The sequence below is a fragment of the Pseudomonas sp. MPDS genome, from assembly GCF_013283895.1.
Taxonomy (GTDB): domain Bacteria; phylum Pseudomonadota; class Gammaproteobacteria; order Pseudomonadales; family Pseudomonadaceae; genus Aquipseudomonas; species Aquipseudomonas rhizophila.
Genome location: NZ_CP054128.1, coordinates 6,019,949 through 6,039,026 on the forward strand (window position 1 = coordinate 6,019,949; position 19,078 = coordinate 6,039,026).

The following is a 19,078-nucleotide window of genomic DNA, read 5'->3' on the forward strand; positions in this document are numbered from 1 at the left end:
GCAGGAGCCTGCATGTCCCTGATCATCACCGACGACTGCATCAATTGCGACGTCTGCGAACCCGAGTGCCCGAACGAGGCCATCTCCCAAGGCGAAGAGATCTACGTCATCGACCCGAACCTGTGCACCCAGTGTGTCGGCCATTACGACGAACCTCAGTGCCAACAGGTCTGCCCGGTAGATTGCATTCCGCTGGACGAGGCCCATCCGGAAACGGAAGAACAGTTGATGGCGAAATATCGCAAGATTACTGGCAAGGTTTGAGCCAGGTAGTTCTGTAGGGCCTGTGCCGGCCTCATCGCGAGCAGGCTCGCTCCCACAGGGTTCTGTGGTGGCGACACCATTCATGTCTTAAGCAAAATCCCTTGTGGGAGCGAGCCTGCTCGCGATGAGGCCAGCAGCCACAGCGACATCACTCCTGCTCAAACCCCTCCCCAACACACCCCAGGCACCGCACAAACGTCGCCTTCGCCGGGTCCACCACCAACGCCTTCCCCGCATCGCCGACGCCAGCGCCCAACGCCGTAAAGGGTAACGACACCACAAATGCCCCGGCACCGATCACGGTGGCGGCGAGCAGCAGCGGACGGGCGATCAGCAGGTCGCCGATCATGGCGTAGGCCGGCGGATTCTGGATGGTGTAGCGCGGGTCGCCGCTGCCGCTGTTCGCCTGGGCAGGCAAACCGAGACACAACAGCAGCGCGAGAACGACAGGTCGGAGCAGATTCATCGGGCGATCCTTCGGCTAGGCAGTATGACAACTGACTATAAGACTATAGACCGCAGGACGGATCAGCTCTGACAGCGTGGGCACCAGACGCTGGCGCGCTGGCCCAGGCGAATCTCCCGCAGCCCCGTACCGCAGACCTTACATGACTCGCCGCCCCGGCCATACACGAAGAGTTCCTGCTGGAAGTAACCCGGCTGGCCGTCTCCCCCGATGAAATCACGTAGCGTCGTACCGCCGCGCTCGATGGCATGGGCAAGGATGCGTTTGATCTCGATCGCCAGTTTCAGATAGCGCGCCCGGGAAATGCCCCCGGCTTCGCGGCGTGGGTCGATCCCGGCGGCGAACAGCGCTTCGGTCGCATAGATATTGCCCACCCCCACCACCACCGCGTTATCCATGATGAACGGCTTGACCGCCATGGAGCGTCCTCGGGAAAGCTGGAACAGACGCTCGCCATCGAATAGATCGGTCAACGGTTCCGGCCCGAGGCGAATCAGCAATTCGTGGTTGAGCGGGTCGAGGCTCCAGAGCATCGCCCCGAAGCGGCGCGGGTCGGTGTAGCGCAAGGCCAGGCCGGATTCCAGTTCGATGTCCACATGCTCATGTTTGGCGGCAGGCATGCCGACTTCCACCAAGCGCAGGTTACCGGACATGCCCAAGTGGCTGATCAAGGTGCCAACTTCGGCGTTGATCAGCAGGTACTTGGCCCGCCGCTCCACCAGCACTATCCGCTGACCCGACAGTCGCACATCAAGGTCTTCGGGGATCGGCCAGCGCAAGCGCCGGTCGCGTACGACCACACGGCTGACACGCTGCCCTTCCAGGTGGGGCGCAATTCCGCGGCGGGTGGTTTCGACTTCCGGCAGTTCTGGCATGGGGGTTCTCGAATAAGGCGAAGGCCTGGTGCTGGTTTTCGATGCTTAGCGCGTGGCGAGGTCGCGAATTTCCTGCTTCTGGGTCTGGAAATCGTATTCCGACAAACCGATGTAATCGAGCACCAGAGCGCCGACACAGGCCCACTCATGATCGACCGGCTGATTGCCCAGGACCCGGTGCGATGAGCAGATGTTTTCGGACATTTTCAGGATCGCCAGCAGGTTTTTCAGCTGACTGTTGTTGCGTGACGTCTCATCGCTGAAAATCGCCAGGGCGTTGTGATGGTTGGCGATGGCCTGGCTGACATGGTCCGGCAGGCGCCAGGATTTGGAAGTGTAGTACCCGACCACCGCATGGTTGGTGTTGAATTCGCGGTTCTCGGTGTCCACCACCCGGCACTCGGCGCTGGCATTGGCGTAGGCCTGCTCCAGCACACTCATGTAGTTGGGGAACTGCTTGAGCATCAACGGCACGCCGCAATCATGGAACAGCCCCAAGGCGTAGGCTTCATCACCGTTTTCCAGACCGACGCGCTTGGCCAGGGTCAGGCAGGTCATCGCCACGTCCTGGGCCGTATCCCAGAAGCGATTGAGGGTGACGATGGCATCATCGTGCAGCTCGCCCTTGATCGACTGCGCGTTGATCAGGTTGATGATCGAACGGCTGCCCAGCAGGTTCACCGCGCGCTGGATCGAAGTGATCTTGTTGCGCAGGCCGTAGTACGGCGAATTGACGATCTTGAGCAAGGCACCCGAGAGGCCCGGGTCATGGGAGATCAGCTTGGCAATGGTCTCCAGGTCCGGATCAGGCATGTACTGCTCCATCTGCAGATCCACCATGATCTGCGGCTGGGGCGGCACACTGATGCCTTGCAGGGACTGTTGGATCTGTTCGGCGGAAAGCTCTTGGGACATGGGCATACACTCTGGGTCAGGCGGCGATTCTAACCCTTAAAGATGGATCCGATACACCGTCGGGCAAATCGCGCCACATGTCCATCACAAGCCCCGCACAGGCCGCAACACGCTATACTCCCGCTCTTTTTTCCGGAGCGACGTCATGTCCCTGCCCAGCCTGCGCCTCAAAGCCAACGCCGACCGTCGCCTGCGCGCCGGCCATCTGTGGGTCTACAGCAACGAAATCGATGTAGCCGCTACCCCGCTGCACGGCTTCAAGGCCGGCGACCAGGCCATCCTCGAAGCCGCTGGCGGCAAGCCGTTGGGCATCGTCGCGATGAGCCCCAACAACCTGATCTGCGCCCGCCTGCTGTCCCGTGACGTGAAGCTGCCGCTGGACAAATCCCTGCTGGTGCATCGTCTCAACGTGGCGCTGTCGTTGCGTGAGCGCTTGTTCGACAAGCCGTTCTATCGCCTGGTCTACGGCGACTCCGACCTGCTGCCTGGCCTTGTAGTCGACCGTTTCGGCGACATCCTGGTGGTGCAGATCGCCTCGGCCACCATGGAAGCCCACAAGGACGACGTGATCGCCGCCCTGACCCAGGTGCTCAAGCCCAGCGGCATCCTGTTCAAGAACGATTCCGCCGCCCGCGATGCCGAAGGCCTGAACCGCTACGTCGAGACAGTGTTCGGCCTCGTACCGGAGTGGGTCGCCCTGGAAGAGAACGGCGTGAAGTTCGAAGCTCCAGTCATGGCAGGTCAGAAAACCGGCTGGTTCTACGACCACCGCATGAACCGCGCACGCCTGGCGCCGTATGCCAAAGGCAAGCGCGTACTGGATCTGTTCAGCTACATCGGCGGTTGGGGCGTGCAGGCCGCGGCGTTCGGTGCCAGCGAAGTATTCTGCGTCGACGCCTCGGCCTTCGCCCTCGATGGCGTAGAGCGCAACGCGGCGTTGAATGGCTTTGCCGAAAAGCTGACCTGCATTGAAGGCGACGTGTTCGAAGCCCTGAAAGAACTCAAGGCCAGTGAAGAGCGTTTCGACGTCATCGTTGCCGACCCGCCAGCGTTCATCAAGCGCAAGAAAGACCTGAAAAACGGTGAAGGCGCCTATCGCCGCCTCAACGAACAGGCCATGCGCCTGCTCAGCAAGGATGGCATCCTGGTCAGCGCTTCGTGCTCGATGCACCTGCCCGAAGACGACCTGCAAAACATCCTGCTGACCAGCGCCCGGCACCTGGACCGCAACATCCAGCTGCTCGAACGCGGGGGCCAGGGACCGGACCATCCGGTACACCCAGCCATCGCCGAGACCCGCTACATCAAGAGCATCACCTGCCGGTTGCTGCCCAACAGCTGAATCATTTGCTGACCCTTATTAAACGCAGCCCTGGCTGCGTTTTTTTTGCACGTGTGAAAAGTTACCGAGCGCTTAAGCAAAAGCCTACAAAATAACTTTTTGTATGAGTCATCCCACATTATTACTGGAACTTTCCTACTCAATATCCGCTTGCCAAGCACTCATTAAAAACTATGATTGAACTGTCACTTCGCAAGTGATGACCCTCGAAAAAAACAACATTTATTCAAACCTCTTATTCAAAAAAGGAGCTGTATCATGAAAGCAATCAATCTGGAAGCTAACAAGATCGCAAACCTGGCCGGCCTGATTGTTCCAACAGGCCGCTAAGTAAGTAAAGGGTGGAGCTGAGGAGTGCCGGCGCCTCAGCCCATCCATGCTCGCCCCCTCAGCGGAAAACCTTAATGCATATAAATCCGTGCGTTTTCATACTTGCGCGCCCGCCGCACCAGATTGTATGGAACTATGAGCAGCACACTCAGTTCGAGCTCGATCTGCATTATTCAACGCGACTGGCACAACTTATTCACAACCCTTCACACTTCGACACTTGCAACCCCATCGACATTGAATTCCTGAATGCCGGCATATTGACTGCAGAACCCAAGGAAGCCCTCGAATGGCGATGGGACGAGTTATCCAGAATATTTCATATCGGCACAAAAAATATTCCTTGCGAAAGTGTTCCCCAAAATGTCGAGGAATGGGCAACCCTGTACCTGCAGCATTGCCAAGAGGTTCTATCATCACCGCCGCCGGCCTGCCGCATAAAACCGTGCCCGGTTGACCTGATTGCCTTGACGCCCTGCTCCCTGGTCGACATCGAGGACGTTTCGCTGGGGCAGACGCTTGTCAGTCGAAGCACCTCTCGCTCATTCAGCGAACGAGCCATTTCAATCGAGCAGGTCAGCACCCTCCTCTACCTGACCCTGGGTTACCTGAACGAGCGCCCTTTTGCTCACGAGACCGGTCATCCCGAAACGCTGGGCGCGCGACGCAGTAGCCCCTCGGGCGGCGGCCTGAATGCCTGCGAAGGTTACCTGTACGTGCGTCACGTGGCCGGGCTGGAACCGGGAATCTACGCCTACCACCCGGCCGAACATGCCTTGAGCCTGATCCGATCACTTCCGGATGAACCCCTGGGCCAATTGTTAGCCGGACAGCACTTCATCAATCCGTTGCCATTCGGGCTATTCATCACTTCGCGCTTCGACAAGCTCTGGTGGAAGTACGAACACTCGCGCGCCTATCGAATGGCGTTTGTCGAAACGGGCCACGTGTCCCAGACCTTTTTGATGGTGGCGACTGCGCTGGGCCTCAAGACCTGGCTGACCGGGGCATTGAGCGACCGTCAGGTAGAACGGCTGCTTGACCTTGAAGACACTCCCGAACAGCCGTTGTTTTTTGTCGGTTGCGGTCATGGCGATGGGCAGGTCCACTGCCAGGCGCTGATGGCGCTGGTCAATGGCCAGGACTCTGCATCATGACCTTCACTCAGAGGCCGCGCTACACCTTGGGCGACTGGGATAACAAAGCTGCGGTGCGCGTGCGCAAAAACCACTACCGCCTACCCGACGATCTGGAGCATCAACTCGCCAGTCGGGACTGGTTTGCGCCAGCCTTCATACCCTATATCGAACATCCGCTGATCAATAAGGCGGGGCGCGCCATTGCCCAACGCCTGGCGGCCAATCATCTGGTGTACTTCCTCGACTACACCACCTTGCTCGAACACCGGGTGGTCAATCGCGCAGTGGAAACCATCGTCCATGGCGAACTGAGCTTACCCATCCCCAGCCAGATGAAAACCGCCGCCCTGCAGCTCTACACCGACGAGGGTTACCACGCACTGTTTTCCAATGAAGTGGCCGAACAGATCGTCGCCCTGTACGACATCCGCGACCGCTCGCTCCCCAGGCGCATCGACCGCCTGGTGGGCGTGATCGAAGCCACAAGCCCCCCGGATCGCCCTCTGGCGTGGTTTCTGCTGGGGTTCGTTTCCGAAACGATCATCGCCAAGGAGCTGCTGTCCATTACCCGCGAGACCTTGGTCTCCACGGTTTACCAGATGCTCAGGGATCATCTCGAGGACGAGGCACGCCATAGTCGCTATTTCAGCGAGGTGTTCCAGTATCTGTGGTCCGCCCTGGCCCCTGACCAGCGTGCTCTGGCCGCAAAGCTGCTGCTGGACATCATCGGCCTTTACTTCGAGCCCGACATCCCTTGGTTAACGCGCAGCCTCGCCAGCGTCGGCTTTGACGAACAGGACGCGTTGAAGATCGTTGCAAACCTCCTGCAACCGGACGCTCACGCCCAGCGAGTTCGCTCGGGGGCAGTCTCGACCTTCACAGCCATGCAGCAGGCAGGTTTCTTCGAAGACGGCCCCAATCGGCAGAGGTTCTTCCAGGCGGGGTTTCTCGATGGCTGACACTCATGATCTCGCCACACGCAAAACGGCCACTGTCGGCTTATTGTTGATGCTGACCTTGCTCGGCGTATTCCCCATCGATGTGGTGCTGCCTTCGTTTCCGGCGCTGTCCGAACACTTTGAGCGTCCATCGCCCGATATTGCCCTGTCTGTCAGCCTGTTCGCAGTGGGGATCGCAATGTCCCAACTGCTGGTCGGCCCGCTTTCCGACGCCATGGGACGAAGGAACCTGTTGCTGATCGGGATCATCGTCTCGGCCATTGGCGCGACCGGGTGCGTCGTGGCCAATGACTACTGGTCCTTCCTGCTTTTCCGGGTCATCCAAGCCGTGGGATGCGGTTGTTTCGTGCTCTCTCAGGCACTGATCCAGGACCTGTTTACAGGTCAGGAGCAGCAGCGATTACGGATTTTCCTGGTCACCTGCGGCGGCATTTTCATTTCCGTTTCGCCCTTGGCCGGCACCGGACTGCAAAGCTGGATGGGCTGGCGCGGCAGCTTCCTGGTATTCATTGCCCTGGCTGTCAGTGTGTTCTTGAGCGCCAGTCTTCTACTCAAGCCTTTGCCAGCGGATAGCCAACCCAGGCGCCCGGACTTCATTGCGTCCTACCGGACGGTATGCAGTGACTTCAACTTCATGGCCTACTGGCTGACGTCAGCATTGGCTTTTTCCTGCCATTTCTCGTTCATCGTCATCTCACCGCTGGTTTTCATTGACCAGCTGCAACTGTCGCCGCAGGCATTTTCGCTGACGTTGCTGGGCTACGGGCTGGCCTATATCGGCGGTGGAGCGGTCGCGGCCGTGCTGAGCAACCGGATCGACCCACAGACGCAAATCCTCACGGGGCTGTGCCTGATCCTGACGGCGGGAGTGTTGATGCTTGGGCTCTCCAGCCATCTGGGCTTGTCGGTCACCACGCTGCTGCTGCCCATGATCGTGTGCACCGCCGGAACGACCATTGCTCGTGCGGCCGCCCACACCCGGGCGATGAATATCTTCCCCGAGCAAGCAGGTACATCGGCCTCGGCAGGCAGCGTGCTGATCTTCATTGTCGGCGGTTTGACCAGCGCCGCGCTCAGCCTCACTCCGCTGGACCTGCAAACCACCCTGGCTCTATGCCTGATGTTGCTCAGCCTCCTGGGGCTGGCACTCAATGGTCTGCTCCGGCATCGTCACAGGACGCTGTTGACGGGTTGAACATCGCCAGTCGTCATCCCGAGCACGACATTGGCACCCGATCAGCGCTTTGCGTCATTTCATCCTGACGCCAGGGGTGTAGAATCGCGACATTCATCGCCATTCATCCCCGGCGGGTTTATGAGCTCATGCTGAGGCGCGCAGCGATCCTGCAAAGTCATCGGCCACTTCCGGACACACGGCCAAACCCGGGTGTTCCAGACGTCAACAGAAGCTCACTTCCCATTGATACCTGATACGTACCTGATTTGCCGCCCGGAGTGCTCCATGCCTGATTACCGCTCGAAAACATCCACCCATGGCCGCAACATGGCCGGCGCCCGTGCATTGTGGCGCGCCACGGGGATGAAGGATGACGACTTCAAGAAGCCGATCATCGCCATTGCCAACTCCTTCACCCAGTTCGTGCCAGGCCATGTTCACCTCAAGGACCTGGGTCAACTGGTTGCCCGGGAAATCGAACGCGCGGGTGGCGTAGCCAAAGAGTTCAACACCATTGCCGTGGATGACGGTATCGCCATGGGCCACGACGGCATGCTTTATTCGCTGCCCAGTCGCGAGATCATCGCCGACTCCGTCGAATACATGGTCAATGCCCATTGCGCCGACGCCATCGTGTGCATTTCCAACTGCGACAAGATCACCCCCGGCATGCTCATGGCGGCCTTGCGCCTGAACATCCCGGTGATCTTCGTTTCCGGCGGCCCGATGGAAGCCGGCAAGACCAAGCTCGCCAGCCATGGCCTTGACCTGGTGGACGCCATGGTGATCGCCGCCGACTCCAGCGCTTCCGACGAAAAGGTCGCGGAGTATGAGCGCAGCGCCTGTCCGACCTGCGGTTCGTGCTCCGGCATGTTCACCGCCAACTCGATGAACTGCCTGACCGAAGCCCTTGGCCTGGCCCTGCCGGGCAACGGTTCGACCCTCGCCACCCACAGCGATCGCGAACAGCTGTTCCTGCAGGCCGGCCGGACCATCGTCGAGCTGTGCAAGCGTTACTACGGCGAGGATGACGAGTCGGTGCTGCCGCGCAACATCGCCAACTTCAAGGCGTTCGAAAACGCCATGACCCTGGACATCGCCATGGGCGGCTCCACCAACACCATCCTGCATTTGCTGGCCGCCGCCCAGGAAGCCGAGATCGATTTCGACCTGCGCGACATCGACCGTCTGTCCCGTCACGTGCCGCAGCTGTGCAAGGTCGCGCCGAACATCCAGAAGTACCACATGGAAGACGTGCACCGCGCTGGCGGGATCTTCAGCATCCTCGGCTCCCTGGCCCGTGGTGGCCTGTTGCACACCGACCTGCCGACCGTACACAGCAAAACCATGGCCGAAGCCATCGCCAAGTGGGACATCACCCAGACCACCGACGAAGCCGTGCATCATTTCTTCAAGGCCGGCCCGGCAGGTATTCCAACGCAAACGGCGTTCAGCCAATCGACTCGTTGGGAAACCCTGGACGATGACCGTGAAAACGGCTGCATCCGCAGCGTCGAGCACGCGTACTCCAAAGAAGGTGGCCTGGCTGTGCTGTACGGCAACATCGCTCTGGATGGCTGCGTGGTGAAAACCGCCGGCGTCGACGAATCGATCCATGTGTTCGAAGGCAACGCCAAGATTTTCGAAAGCCAGGATAGCGCCGTGCGCGGGATCCTCGCCGACGAAGTGAAGGCCGGCGATATCGTGATCATCCGCTACGAAGGGCCAAAAGGTGGTCCGGGCATGCAGGAAATGCTTTACCCCACGTCCTACCTGAAGTCCAAAGGACTGGGTAAAGACTGCGCACTGCTGACCGATGGCCGTTTCTCCGGCGGCACCTCGGGCCTGTCCATCGGCCACGCTTCACCGGAAGCCGCTGCTGGCGGTGCCATCGGCCTGGTGCGCGACGGCGACAAAGTCCTGATCGACATTCCGAACCGCTCGATCAACCTGCTGATCAGCGATGAAGAACTGGCCGGACGCCGTGTTGAACAGGACAACAAAGGCTGGAAGCCGGTGGAAGTGCGTCCGCGCAAAGTCACCACCGCCCTCAAGGCCTATGCCCTGCTCGCCACCAGCGCCGACAAGGGCGCGGTGCGTAACAAGGCGATGCTCGACGGGTTGTAAGCGTCCATAAACAGCAATAAAAATGCCCCACTCAAGGTGGGGCATTTTTTTGCAGTGAAACAAACCATCGGTGATCAACTGTGGAGCGAGCCTGCTCGCGATAACGTTCAGTAACATCTCAGTTGGCTGACACACCGTCATCGCGAGCAGGCTCGCTCCCACAAGGAGTCCTGGGGTTTACTGGATATCTTCCGGCTTGACGATCACCCAGTTCTTGTCCGCCGTCACTGGCAGCCCTTCCTTGGCCTGGGCCGCGGCGTGCTTGGCCATCATGCCGTTGATCTGGTCCATGTACTTGTCCTTGCGGTTGACCCACAGGTGAATGCCGCCCTTGGCCACGTTCACATCGTGGAACAGCATGTAGCCGTCGCTGCTGGGGGTGTCGCCAGCCACAAGCACCGGTTTTTTCCATTCGTCGATGTACGTCAGGATTGCCGCGTGCTTGCCGGCCATCCAGGTCGCCGGAGTCCACAGATACGGTGTGTACTCAAGGCTCAGGTTGGCCTTCTCGTCATATTTGCCATTGCTGATCTGCTTGCGGGCGGTGGTCAGTTCGCCGGTCTTGCGATCCTTGAGCAACGTGGTCACGCCGATGATGTTCTGCGGCTTGAGGTTGTAGCCGTACTTCGGATCGGCGGCGACCATGCGCACCAATTCTTCCGAAGCCGCGGTCATGACATAGACCTCGATGCCGTTTTCCATCAGTTTGTTGTACAGCTCGACCTGACCGGTGAAAATCTTCGGCGGGTTGACGTTGTAGTTGACCACCTTGTCGCCGTCGTAATACGTGGTCGGGACCGGCTTGCCAGAAGCCATCAATTCGTCGACGTAGCCTTTGAGTTCTTTGAGGGTAAAGCCGGAAAACACCTGGGCGACCCAGGGGTAGCAGACCATGTCGTCCACTTCGCACAAACGGTAGTAGTAGCTGAACAGGCTTTCCTTGTGTTCGGCCGTGTCTTTGAACGGCATCAGCTTCAGAGATGGGTCGAGGGTTTCGCGGGTGATGAGGCCCTTGTTCTCCATGAACGGCAGCAACGACTCTTCCAGGTCGTAGCGGTAACTGGTGTTGTCCATGTCGAACACCGCGTAGTTACCTTTGTTGGCGTTGGCCGCGATCATCGCGTCCAGCGCCTTGGCCTGTTCCGCTGGCCAGTGCTTGAGCTCAGTGGCGAGCGCCTGGCCAACGAGGCCCAGGCCCATGGCGACAACGAGAAGGTGAGGTGCAAGCTTCATCGGCGTTTCTCCAAGGTTCAAAGAACTCGACGCTAACAAATGCTCATGACGTTTCTCTCCTGCCCGCGACCGCTTGCGTCTTGATACCGCCAGCGGCATGCCCATAAACGTCATTGCCTTATTCCATAAACGACAATCTACATACCTTTTTATTATTAATTCATTAGATATCAGGCTGTTAGGCTTCCCGCCTCGCAGTCGCGGCTTCAGGCGACTGGCACAAGTCCTATCGGAGTTTTTTTGATGAATCTGCCGCTGATCCTCAATCTGCTGGTGTTCCTCGCCTTGCTGTTTGGTCTGGCGCAAACCCGTCACAGCACCTGGAGCCTGGCCAAAAAAGTCCTGCTGGCATTGGTGCTGGGCGTGGTGTTCGGCACCGTCCTGCACACGATTTACGGCGCCGGCAACCCGGTGTTGAAAGCCTCGATCGGCTGGTTTGACCTGGTGGGCAACGGCTATGTGCAGTTGCTGCAAATGATCGTGATTCCGCTGGTCTTCGCTTCAATTCTCAGCGCGGTAGCGCGCCTGCATAACGCCTCATCCCTGGGCAAGATCAGCTTCCTGACCATCGGCACACTGCTGTTCACCACCGCCATCGCCGCCCTTATCGGTATCGGCCTGACCAACCTGTTCGGTCTCACCGCCGAAGGCCTGGTGGCCGGCACCCAGGAAATCGCACGCCTGCAGGTGATCCAGAGCGACTATGCCGGCAAGGTCGCAGACCTGAATATCCCGCAGTTGCTGCTCTCGTTCGTTCCGCAAAACCCCTTTGCCGACCTGGCCCGGGCCAAGCCGACCTCGATCATCAGCGTGGTGATATTCGCGGCCTTCCTGGGTGTCGCGGCACTGCAATTGCTCAAGGATGACGTGGAAAAAGGTCAGAAAGTGATCAATGCCATCGACACCCTGCAAAGCTGGGTGACACGTCTGGTGCGGCTGGTGATGAAGCTGACCCCGTACGGCGTGCTGGCGCTGATGACCAAAGTGGTGGCCGGCTCCAACGTCCAGGACATCGTCAAGCTTGGCAGTTTCGTGGTGGTGTCGTACCTGGGGCTGGGCCTGATGTTCGTGGTTCACGGTCTGCTGGTGTCCGCCGCTGGGATCAACCCGCTACGCTTTTTCCGCAAGATATGGCCGGTCCTGACCTTCGCCTTCACCAGCCGCTCCAGCGCCGCGACCATCCCGCTGAGTATCGAAGCCCAGACCAGCCGCCTCGGCATTCCACGGGCCATTGCCAGCTTCAGCGCGTCGTTCGGCGCCACCATCGGCCAGAACGGCTGCGCCGGCCTCTACCCGGCCATGCTGGCGGTGATGGTCGCGCCGACCGTGGGCATCAACCCGCTGGATCCGGTGTGGCTCGCGACGCTGGTAGCGATCGTGACCTTGAGCTCGGCCGGGGTGGCCGGTGTCGGTGGAGGCGCGACATTTGCCGCGCTAATCGTGCTGCCGGCCATGGGCTTGCCGGTTTCACTGGTGGCGCTGCTGATTTCCGTCGAGCCACTGATCGACATGGGCCGCACAGCGTTGAACGTCAGCGGTTCGATCACTGCCGGGGTGATCACCAGCCAGGTGATGCAGCAGACCGACAAGGCTTTGCTGGATGCCGAGGAGCATGGGGAGTTGGTGCAGGCTTGATTGCCCGATACTTGTGGGAGTAAAGCTTGCTCGCGAAGAACGGATGCGGTTCGACTGAAGCGCCGCGTCGTCTGAATCGCGAGCAAGCTTTGCTCCCACATGGCTTACAGCTTTTCCCACACCTCAAAGCTGTAGGCCGGCTTGTCGCCCTCGGCCGGGTTCGGCTGGTTCGACACCTGTTTCCACTGGCTCGAATCGAACGCCGGAAACCAGGCATCGCCGTCCGGGCTCAGCGCCACACGGGTCAGGTACAGTCGGTCCGCCTGCTCCAGGGCCTGGGCGTACAACTGGGCGCCGCCGATCAACATCAGTTCGTCGACACCCTGCTGCAACGCCCACGCCTCGGCCCGTTCCACCGCTGCCTCCAGCGTGGAAAAGACTTCCGCGCCCTCCAGCACGAGGCCAGACTGACGACTGACCACGATGTTCAAGCGCCCCGGCAGCGGCCGCCCCAGGGAGTCCCAGGTCTTGCGGCCCATGATGATGGGCTTGCCCAAGGTGGTAGCCTTGAAGTATTTAAAATCCCCCGGCAAGTGCCAGGGCATGCTGTTGTCGACGCCGATCACACGGTTTTCACCGAGGGCTGCGATCAGGCTTAAAGGGAGTGTTTTTTTCATGCCGGCGAGGATACCAGAGGCCACAGCGGTTATGCTCAACCCTCATTTGCGACGGAAGCGCCTGTGTCTGAGCCTCTGACAGAACTGCACGACCTCTGGTTGACCGAGACGGTACGTCTGCGTGAAGAACACGCCGGCCCGCTCGAAGATCAGGAGGCCAATCGCCTGGCCCGCGCGGCGGGTGGCGATTTATCCAGCCGTATCCGTCACCGCGCCCGCTGGCTGGCCGAGCGCGACGGGCTCAGCCAGGCCTTGCATCACTGGCTGCAAGGGGCGCGCCTGGCGCTGATCATAATGGCTGTACTCGCCATCATCAGTGGCGCTGGCCTGGGCTTTGCCGCACTCGGCGACGGACGCACGCCGGTCAATGTGTTCTGGGCCCTGGGCAGCCTGTTGGCGTTGAACCTGATCTTGCTTATCGGCTGGGCCCTGGGCCTGATCTTTGCGGGTGAGCAAGGTGCAGCGCTGGGACGCTTGTGGTTGTGGCTCAGCGAAAAACTCGCCCGCGATGCCAAGGCTGCGCAACTGGCGCCGGCCCTGCTGCTGTTATTGCAACGACACAAGCTCAATCGCTGGGCCCTCGGTGCGCTGGTCAATGGTTTGTGGTTGCTGGCGATGCTCAGCGCGCTGGTCATCGTACTGATGCTGATGGCCACCCGGCGCTACGGTTTTGTATGGGAAACCACCATTCTCGGCGGTGAGACCTTTGTCGTCATGACCCAGGCCCTCGGCGCCCTGCCCGCCCTACTGGGTTTGAGCGGTCCAACCGAAGAGATGATTCGCGCCAGTGGCGACGCCGCGCTGAATATCGAAAGCGCCCGCCAGGCCTGGGCCGCTTGGCTGGTGGGCGTGACGCTGGTCTACGGCGTGTTGCCGCGCCTGTGTCTGGCGCTGTTGTGCCTGTGGCGCTGGCGTCGCGGCCGCGCCACGCTTCGCCTGGACTTGAACCTGCCAGGTTATGCCCAACTGCGGGAGCGGCTGATGCCCAGTAGCGAGCGCCTGGGCATCAGCGATGCCGCGCCCGCGCAATTGCATCAAATTGAAAGTGACGTTGGCGCGCTGCAAAGCGACGGTGCGCTGCTGGTGGCAATCGAACTGGACGACCGGCCTTGGCCACCGAAACTGCCAGGCACGGTGAAAAACGCCGGAGTGCTCGACAGCCGCGAATCGCGCCACAAACTCCTCGAACAACTGTCACGCTTTCCTCCCGCGCGCCTGGCGATTGCCTGCGACCCACGACGCTCACCGGATCGTGGCAGCCTGGCGCTGATCGCCGAGCTGGCCCGCAGCGCCAGCGCCACCCGCATCTGGTTGTTGCAGGCACCGCCCGGGCAAGCGCTGGACGCTGAACGCCTGGGCGATTGGCACAACGCGCTGCAACAGTTGCAATTGCCCTTCGCGGACTGCGCGCCTTTGAACTGGCTGGAGACCGGCCATGACTGAACCCACCAAGCCGCTGAAGCTGGCCGTGGTTGGCCACACCAATGTGGGCAAAACCTCCTTGCTTCGCACACTGACCCGGGACGTCGGCTTCGGCGAAGTGTCCCACCGCCCCAGCACAACCCGACACGTCGAGGGCGCGCGCCTGTCGGTGGACGGCGAAGCGTTGCTGGAGCTGTACGACACGCCGGGCCTGGAAGACGCCATCGCCCTGCTTGACTACCTCGAACGCTTGGAGCGCCCCGGTGAGCGCTTGGACGGGCCGGCACGCCTGGCGCGATTCCTGGACGGCAGCGAGGCACGACAACGCTTCGAACAGGAAGCCAAAGTGCTGCGACAATTGCTCGCCAGCGATGCCGGACTCTATGTGATCGATGCGCGAGAGCCGGTGCTGGCCAAGTACCGGGATGAGCTTCAAGTACTCGCCAGTTGCGGCAAACCGCTTCTGCCAGTGTTGAATTTCGTCAGCAGCGCCAGCCACCGCGAGCCCGACTGGCGTGAAGCCCTGGCACGGCTGGGGCTGCACGCTCTGGTACGTTTCGACAGCGTCGCCCCGCCCGAGGATGGCGAGCGACGCCTGTATGAAAGCCTGGCGCTGTTGCTGGAAAGCGCCCGTGGGCAACTGGAACGACTGGTCGCCGATCAACAGGCCCAACGCTTGGCCCGTCAGCAGAGCGCGCAGCGCTTGATCGCCGAACTGCTGATCGATTGCGCCGCTTGCCGACGCAGCGTAGCCAGCGATGCCGAGCTGGAACGACAGGCCATCAGCGAGCTGCGCAACGCCGTACGTCAACGGGAGCAGCGCTGCGTCGAAGCCTTGCTCAAGCTCTACGCCTTCCGTCCCCAGGACGCCGCGGCCAGCGATTTGCCTCTACTTGACGGCCGCTGGGGCGATGACCTGTTCAATCCTGACACCCTCAAACAGCTGGGTGTGCGTGTGGGTGGTGGGATCGCCGCGGGCGCAGCGGCCGGTGCCGGCGTGGATTTGCTGGTGGGCGGTCTGACCCTCGGCGCCGCCGCCCTGGCCGGCGCCATTGCCGGTGGCGCCCTGCAAACCGCCCGCAGCTACGGGAACAGGTTGATGGGCAAGCTCAAGGGCCAGCGGGAGCTGACAGTGGACGACAGTGTGCTACGCCTGTTGGCCCTGCGCCAACGGCAACTGTTGCAAGCCCTCAACCAGCGCGGCCATGCGGCAATGGACAGCATCCACATCGCCACACCCCAGGATAAAACCTGGCGCGAGGGCAAACTGCCCGAAGCGCTGAACAAGGCCAGAGCGTACCCGCAATGGTCGTCGCTTAATCCGCAGGCGCGGTTGAGCCAATCGGAACGCCAGGAACAGATCGAGCAGTTGGCCGAGCAGCTCTAGATGACACAACCCCTGTGGCAAGGGGATTTGTGGGAGCAAGGCTTGCCCGCGATGAGAGCGTCGCTACCGGTGCTTATTCGTCGGTCAAGGCCCTGAGCGCCGCCGCAGCGTCTGCCAATTCCAACTCACTGAACACTTGCACCCCATGACGTTTGAGCAAGGCCGCCGTCACGCCTTCGCCAGGCACTTTCACGCCGCTGAACGTGCCGTCGTAGGTCAACAGATTGCCGCACGACGGGCTGTTGGCCTTGAGCACGGCGATACGGATAGCGTGTTCGCGCACCCGCTCCAGCGCTTGATACGCGCCGGACAGAAACTGTTCACTGACGTCTTCACCCTCGGTGGTGATTACCGTCGCCTGGCCGGCGAGCACCTGCGTGCCTTGCCCACCGGGAATTTCTGCCGCCGCCCGAGGCGTGGGCAAGCCGCCGGCGACTTCCGGGCACAGCGGCACGACCCGACCTTCGTCGAGCCAACGTTGAAGCTGATCGAACGGGCCACTGGCACCGCCGTCGTAGCGCACGCGATGTCCGAGCAGGCAGCGGCTGACGAGGATCTTTTCCATGCTCAGAACACCTCGGTGCCGCGGCGCCGGAACCAGCCGGTCAAGGACAGGCGATCCCGCGCAGCAGGCAGGACTTCATGGGGGATGTCCCCCGACAGGAACACCACCAGACAACCGCCGGTGGGCACCACGTCGTGCTCCACGCCATCGTCCAGGTACATGCGTAACTGGCCGCCATGCTCCGGCAACCAGGCGTCGTTGAGGTAAAGCACCGCCGACACCATGCGTCGATCGTCATCGCGAAAGCGGTCGACGTGCTTGAGGTAGAAGGCGCCGGGAGGGTACAGCGCGAAGTGGCTTTCGAAATCCTCCAGCCCCAGGAACAACCCGCGATTGATCGCCTCCCGCAAGCTGTCCATCAAGCCCAGGTAACGGTCGCACGCTTGCGCCTGACCGGGCTCGATCCATTGGATACGATCACCCCGAATCCCTTCACGAATCTCCGAAAACGGCCCACGTCCGACCGCCGCCGGAGCCAGCTCGCCTTCGGCGGCGCGCTGGCGACATTCGGCTGCCAGGGCGCGGGTCAGCGCATCCGGCAGGAAGATATTCTGCTGCGACCAGCCGCGCTCGGCCAGGTCGTCGACGATACGTAACAGCAGTGGGTGATCAGAAGGTATTTGCATGGCGCGCATAGTATTCCTGTGCCTGCAAAACCGACAGCGCCGCGCAGCGGGTTTGTCACGCCTGATGGCGCAGGCGCAGGAACTTGATACGAATTCTCGACAAGTCCCCACACCCCACGGAGAATAGTCGGCTGCTGACAGGAGTCCCTATGCGCCGTTTGCTTTTCTCATTGTTGATGTTCTGTGCGTTGCCCGCCTGGGCAGACAGCTACGACCAGTTGTACAAGGTCGCCGGCTGGCCGGAACAACGGGCGCATTTCAATGACGCCTTGAGCGCCGCGCAGCAGCGTTACCAGAGCAGCCTGCCACCGGCAGTGTTCCAGGCACTGGTCAACAACAGCAATCAACGCTTTGCCCCCCAGGCCATGGACCAGCGGGCCGAGGCGCAATTGCGCAAGAACCTCACTGACCCAGCCCCGGCCCTGAGTTTTTTTCAGTCGCCCCTGGGCCGCAAAGTCGTGGCAGCCGAGCTGCTGGCGACCCGTCGCGACCAATTGGCGAAGAACGCCAAGGGCCTGCCGAAGATGCAAGTCAGTGACAACCGCCTATTGATCATCGGCCATCTGGCCCAGTCCCTGCCCGCCCGCGAGGCCGGCGCGGAAGTCAGCCTGGCGATCGCCGGCGTGGCGGCGGACAGCCTGAGCTCGATGATCCCCGGCCTGCTGGGTGCTGGCCAGGCCCAGGGCATGCTGAACGGTCAGCGCCAGCGTCTGATGGAGCAGATCGGCGCGGACTTGAACAACACGCTGCTGTACGTCTACCGCGACCTGACGGACACCGAGCTGGAGGAGTTCGCCACCTTCGCCGAGTCGGCTGAGGGCCAGGCTTATTATCAAGCGGCCTTGGCAGCGATTCGGGCGGGGTTGGCGGTGGGGCAAACTCTCGGGCAATAGATAGATCTTCAGCGCCCCTGACACCGCTATCGCGAGCAGGCTCGCTCCCACAGGGTGTTTGAGTGAACTCAGATTTTGTGATCGTCGAAAAACCCGTGTGGGAGCGAGCCTGCTCTGGATAGCAATAGCCCGGTCAGCGCCGAACCCGGCTCATCCGCTTCGTCAGAAATCCAAACATCTCCTGCCGCATCGCCAGCGCCTCATTCGCCAGGTGATGCCGACCTTCGGGCAACATCAGCACCTGGGGCCGATCGAACTTGCTGCGCAACACTTGCAGGTTATGCGCCCAATCCACCGTCATGTCCGCCTGGCCCTGCACGATCAAGGGCTGGCGCGGGCTGCTCGGGGCGACTTCGATACGCTTGATCCATTGCCCCAACGCTCCGACCCACGCGGTGGGCAGGCGCAGCGGTTGCAACGGGTCGGCTTGCAGGAATGGCAGGAAGTCCGGGTCGGTGGAGTTCTCGCTGAAACGTCGGGCGATGCCGGTTACAAAGGGTTTGAGCAAGTAGTAACTCAGGCGCGACCAGCCCCAGGCCCGCGGCCGTACCAAGGGCGACAGCAGTATGACCTGACCTTGGGCAGGGCTGTGCTGGCCTTGGTTGAGCACGTGATCAACCACGATGGCCCCTCCGGTGCTTTGTCCGCACAGATGCCAGGGTTGCGGCAGCTCCAGCGTCCCGGCCTCGGTCAGCAGGGCTTGCAACGTGGCCTGGTACTCGGCGAAATCACCGATGCTGGCGCGTTCGCCACTGGACAGGCCGTGGCCCGGCAGGTCGCAGGCGATCACGGCGAATTTCTGCTCCAGCGCCCACTCGATCAAGTGCCGGTACAACCCCATATGGTCGTAATAGCCGTGGAACAGAAACAGCGTCGCTAGCGCTTTTTCCGGCCACCAGACCTGACCGACCAGCTCATATCCGTCTATCTCGAAACGCCCCAGGCCCTTGCGCAACGTGCGGTGGGGGAAATCCAGGCCGTAGAACCGCTGATAAGCCAGCGCCTGCGCAGACAGCGGCTGCCACTGAGCCAAAGGTTGCAGGCTGGCACGCAGGTGATCGGGGTCGAAACTGACGGGCATAGGATTTCCACATAAAAGCGCAACG

Annotated in this window: 18 protein-coding genes; 10 read left to right on the forward strand and 8 right to left on the reverse strand. The window is 61.1% G+C overall.

Annotated elements, in window-relative coordinates; translation table 11 throughout:
- The first annotated feature begins 12 nt into the window (after positions 1–12).
- Positions 13–264, forward strand: coding sequence for a YfhL family 4Fe-4S dicluster ferredoxin (locus tag HQ912_RS26740; RefSeq protein ID WP_047226031.1), 252 nt, complete (start codon positions 13–15; stop codon positions 262–264).
- Positions 265–412: 148 nt separating this feature from the next.
- Here HQ912_RS26740 and HQ912_RS26745 read toward each other — a convergent pair whose 3' ends face one another.
- From HQ912_RS26745 to HQ912_RS26755, 3 genes are all read right to left on the reverse strand, one after another.
- A complete protein-coding gene (locus HQ912_RS26745; protein WP_173407479.1) occupies positions 413–730 on the reverse strand; it encodes a multidrug transporter in 318 nt (105 codons plus the stop codon).
- A 62-nt stretch (positions 731–792) separates the two neighbouring features.
- Entirely contained in the window at positions 793–1,605 is an 813-nt protein-coding gene (gene mutM / locus HQ912_RS26750) for a bifunctional DNA-formamidopyrimidine glycosylase/DNA-(apurinic or apyrimidinic site) lyase (RefSeq protein ID WP_047226033.1), read from the reverse strand.
- A gap of 45 nt (positions 1,606–1,650) precedes the next feature.
- Positions 1,651–2,466 (reverse strand): HDOD domain-containing protein, encoded by an 816-nt coding sequence (locus tag HQ912_RS26755; RefSeq protein ID WP_171061309.1) that lies wholly within the window; start codon positions 2,464–2,466, stop codon positions 1,651–1,653.
- A 199-nt stretch (positions 2,467–2,665) separates the two neighbouring features.
- Between HQ912_RS26755 and HQ912_RS26760 the strand changes: the two genes are divergently transcribed.
- From HQ912_RS26760 to ilvD, 5 genes are all read left to right on the forward strand, one after another.
- Positions 2,666–3,862: a class I SAM-dependent rRNA methyltransferase gene (locus tag HQ912_RS26760; protein WP_047226035.1), complete on the forward strand. Its 1,197-nt coding sequence runs from the start codon at positions 2,666–2,668 to the stop codon at positions 3,860–3,862.
- Between the two features lie 404 nt (positions 3,863–4,266).
- Complete coding sequence (locus HQ912_RS26765; protein WP_047226036.1) at positions 4,267–5,349, forward strand: SagB family peptide dehydrogenase; 1,083 nt, start codon at positions 4,267–4,269, stop codon at positions 5,347–5,349.
- Entirely contained in the window at positions 5,346–6,290 is a 945-nt protein-coding gene (locus HQ912_RS26770) for a diiron oxygenase (RefSeq protein WP_173407480.1), read from the forward strand. The genes HQ912_RS26765 and HQ912_RS26770 overlap by 4 nt, the downstream gene beginning before the upstream one ends.
- Positions 6,283–7,485, forward strand: coding sequence for an MFS transporter (locus tag HQ912_RS26775; protein ID WP_173407481.1), 1,203 nt, complete (start codon positions 6,283–6,285; stop codon positions 7,483–7,485). Before HQ912_RS26770 ends, HQ912_RS26775 begins: the two co-directional genes overlap by 8 nt.
- Before the next feature lie 267 nt (positions 7,486–7,752).
- Positions 7,753–9,594 (forward strand): dihydroxy-acid dehydratase, encoded by a 1,842-nt coding sequence (gene ilvD / locus HQ912_RS26780; RefSeq protein WP_047226039.1) that lies wholly within the window; start codon positions 7,753–7,755, stop codon positions 9,592–9,594.
- A gap of 177 nt (positions 9,595–9,771) precedes the next feature.
- Here ilvD and HQ912_RS26785 read toward each other — a convergent pair whose 3' ends face one another.
- Entirely contained in the window at positions 9,772–10,827 is a 1,056-nt protein-coding gene (locus HQ912_RS26785; RefSeq protein ID WP_107321390.1) for a phosphorylcholine phosphatase, read from the reverse strand.
- Positions 10,828–11,070: 243 nt separating this feature from the next.
- Here HQ912_RS26785 and HQ912_RS26790 point away from each other — a divergent pair, with 243 nt between their 5' ends.
- Positions 11,071–12,462, forward strand: coding sequence for an L-cystine transporter (locus HQ912_RS26790; RefSeq protein ID WP_047226041.1), 1,392 nt, complete (start codon positions 11,071–11,073; stop codon positions 12,460–12,462).
- 104 nt (positions 12,463–12,566) lie between these two features.
- On the opposite strand, the gene HQ912_RS26795 is transcribed toward HQ912_RS26790, so the two are convergent.
- Positions 12,567–13,079, reverse strand: a complete 513-nt coding sequence (locus tag HQ912_RS26795) for a dihydrofolate reductase (protein WP_173407482.1) — start codon at positions 13,077–13,079, stop codon at positions 12,567–12,569.
- A 75-nt stretch (positions 13,080–13,154) separates the two neighbouring features.
- On the opposite strand from HQ912_RS26795, the gene HQ912_RS26800 reads away from it, so the two are divergent.
- Together HQ912_RS26800 and HQ912_RS26805 are read left to right on the forward strand one after the other, a co-directional pair.
- Positions 13,155–14,522: a DUF2868 domain-containing protein gene (locus HQ912_RS26800; protein WP_160893902.1), complete on the forward strand. Its 1,368-nt coding sequence runs from the start codon at positions 13,155–13,157 to the stop codon at positions 14,520–14,522.
- Entirely contained in the window at positions 14,515–15,888 is a 1,374-nt protein-coding gene (locus HQ912_RS26805) for a GTPase/DUF3482 domain-containing protein (protein ID WP_160893846.1), read from the forward strand. Before HQ912_RS26800 ends, HQ912_RS26805 begins: the two co-directional genes overlap by 8 nt.
- A 73-nt stretch (positions 15,889–15,961) precedes the next feature.
- On the opposite strand, the gene HQ912_RS26810 is transcribed toward HQ912_RS26805, so the two are convergent.
- Together HQ912_RS26810 and HQ912_RS26815 are read right to left on the reverse strand one after the other, a co-directional pair.
- Complete coding sequence (locus tag HQ912_RS26810; RefSeq protein ID WP_173407483.1) at positions 15,962–16,453, reverse strand: DUF523 domain-containing protein; 492 nt, start codon at positions 16,451–16,453, stop codon at positions 15,962–15,964.
- A 2-nt stretch (positions 16,454–16,455) separates the two neighbouring features.
- Positions 16,456–17,088 (reverse strand): 2OG-Fe(II) oxygenase, encoded by a 633-nt coding sequence (locus HQ912_RS26815; protein WP_047226044.1) that lies wholly within the window; start codon positions 17,086–17,088, stop codon positions 16,456–16,458.
- Between the two features lie 140 nt (positions 17,089–17,228).
- Here HQ912_RS26815 and HQ912_RS26820 point away from each other — a divergent pair, with 140 nt between their 5' ends.
- Positions 17,229–17,972, forward strand: coding sequence for a DUF2059 domain-containing protein (locus HQ912_RS26820; RefSeq protein ID WP_047226045.1), 744 nt, complete (start codon positions 17,229–17,231; stop codon positions 17,970–17,972).
- Between the two features lie 133 nt (positions 17,973–18,105).
- On the opposite strand, the gene HQ912_RS26825 is transcribed toward HQ912_RS26820, so the two are convergent.
- The gene (locus HQ912_RS26825; RefSeq protein ID WP_160893850.1) at positions 18,106–19,053 is read right to left on the reverse strand and encodes an alpha/beta hydrolase; all 948 of its coding nucleotides are present in this window, start codon (positions 19,051–19,053) and stop codon (positions 18,106–18,108) included.
- Positions 19,054–19,078 lie beyond the last annotated feature (25 nt).

Excerpts from the sequence above, each read along its gene's own strand:
- HQ912_RS26740 (WP_047226031.1), top strand. The coding sequence starts at position 13 with ATGTCCCTGATCATCACCGACGACTGCATCAATTGCGACGTCTGCGAA.
- HQ912_RS26745 (WP_173407479.1), bottom strand. The coding sequence starts at position 730 with ATGAATCTGCTCCGACCTGTCGTTCTCGCGCTGCTGTTGTGTCTCGGT.
- mutM (WP_047226033.1), bottom strand. The coding sequence starts at position 1,605 with ATGCCAGAACTGCCGGAAGTCGAAACCACCCGCCGCGGAATTGCGCCC.
- HQ912_RS26760 (WP_047226035.1), top strand. The coding sequence starts at position 2,666 with ATGTCCCTGCCCAGCCTGCGCCTCAAAGCCAACGCCGACCGTCGCCTG.
- HQ912_RS26765 (WP_047226036.1), top strand. The coding sequence starts at position 4,267 with ATGCATATAAATCCGTGCGTTTTCATACTTGCGCGCCCGCCGCACCAG.
- HQ912_RS26770 (WP_173407480.1), top strand. The coding sequence starts at position 5,346 with ATGACCTTCACTCAGAGGCCGCGCTACACCTTGGGCGACTGGGATAAC.
- HQ912_RS26775 (WP_173407481.1), top strand. The coding sequence starts at position 6,283 with ATGGCTGACACTCATGATCTCGCCACACGCAAAACGGCCACTGTCGGC.
- ilvD (WP_047226039.1), top strand. The coding sequence starts at position 7,753 with ATGCCTGATTACCGCTCGAAAACATCCACCCATGGCCGCAACATGGCC.
- HQ912_RS26785 (WP_107321390.1), bottom strand. The coding sequence starts at position 10,827 with ATGAAGCTTGCACCTCACCTTCTCGTTGTCGCCATGGGCCTGGGCCTC.
- HQ912_RS26790 (WP_047226041.1), top strand. The coding sequence starts at position 11,071 with ATGAATCTGCCGCTGATCCTCAATCTGCTGGTGTTCCTCGCCTTGCTG.
- HQ912_RS26795 (WP_173407482.1), bottom strand. The coding sequence starts at position 13,079 with ATGAAAAAAACACTCCCTTTAAGCCTGATCGCAGCCCTCGGTGAAAAC.
- HQ912_RS26805 (WP_160893846.1), top strand. The coding sequence starts at position 14,515 with ATGACTGAACCCACCAAGCCGCTGAAGCTGGCCGTGGTTGGCCACACC.
- HQ912_RS26810 (WP_173407483.1), bottom strand. The coding sequence starts at position 16,453 with ATGGAAAAGATCCTCGTCAGCCGCTGCCTGCTCGGACATCGCGTGCGC.
- HQ912_RS26815 (WP_047226044.1), bottom strand. The coding sequence starts at position 17,088 with ATGCGCGCCATGCAAATACCTTCTGATCACCCACTGCTGTTACGTATC.
- HQ912_RS26820 (WP_047226045.1), top strand. The coding sequence starts at position 17,229 with ATGCGCCGTTTGCTTTTCTCATTGTTGATGTTCTGTGCGTTGCCCGCC.
- HQ912_RS26825 (WP_160893850.1), bottom strand. The coding sequence starts at position 19,053 with ATGCCCGTCAGTTTCGACCCCGATCACCTGCGTGCCAGCCTGCAACCT.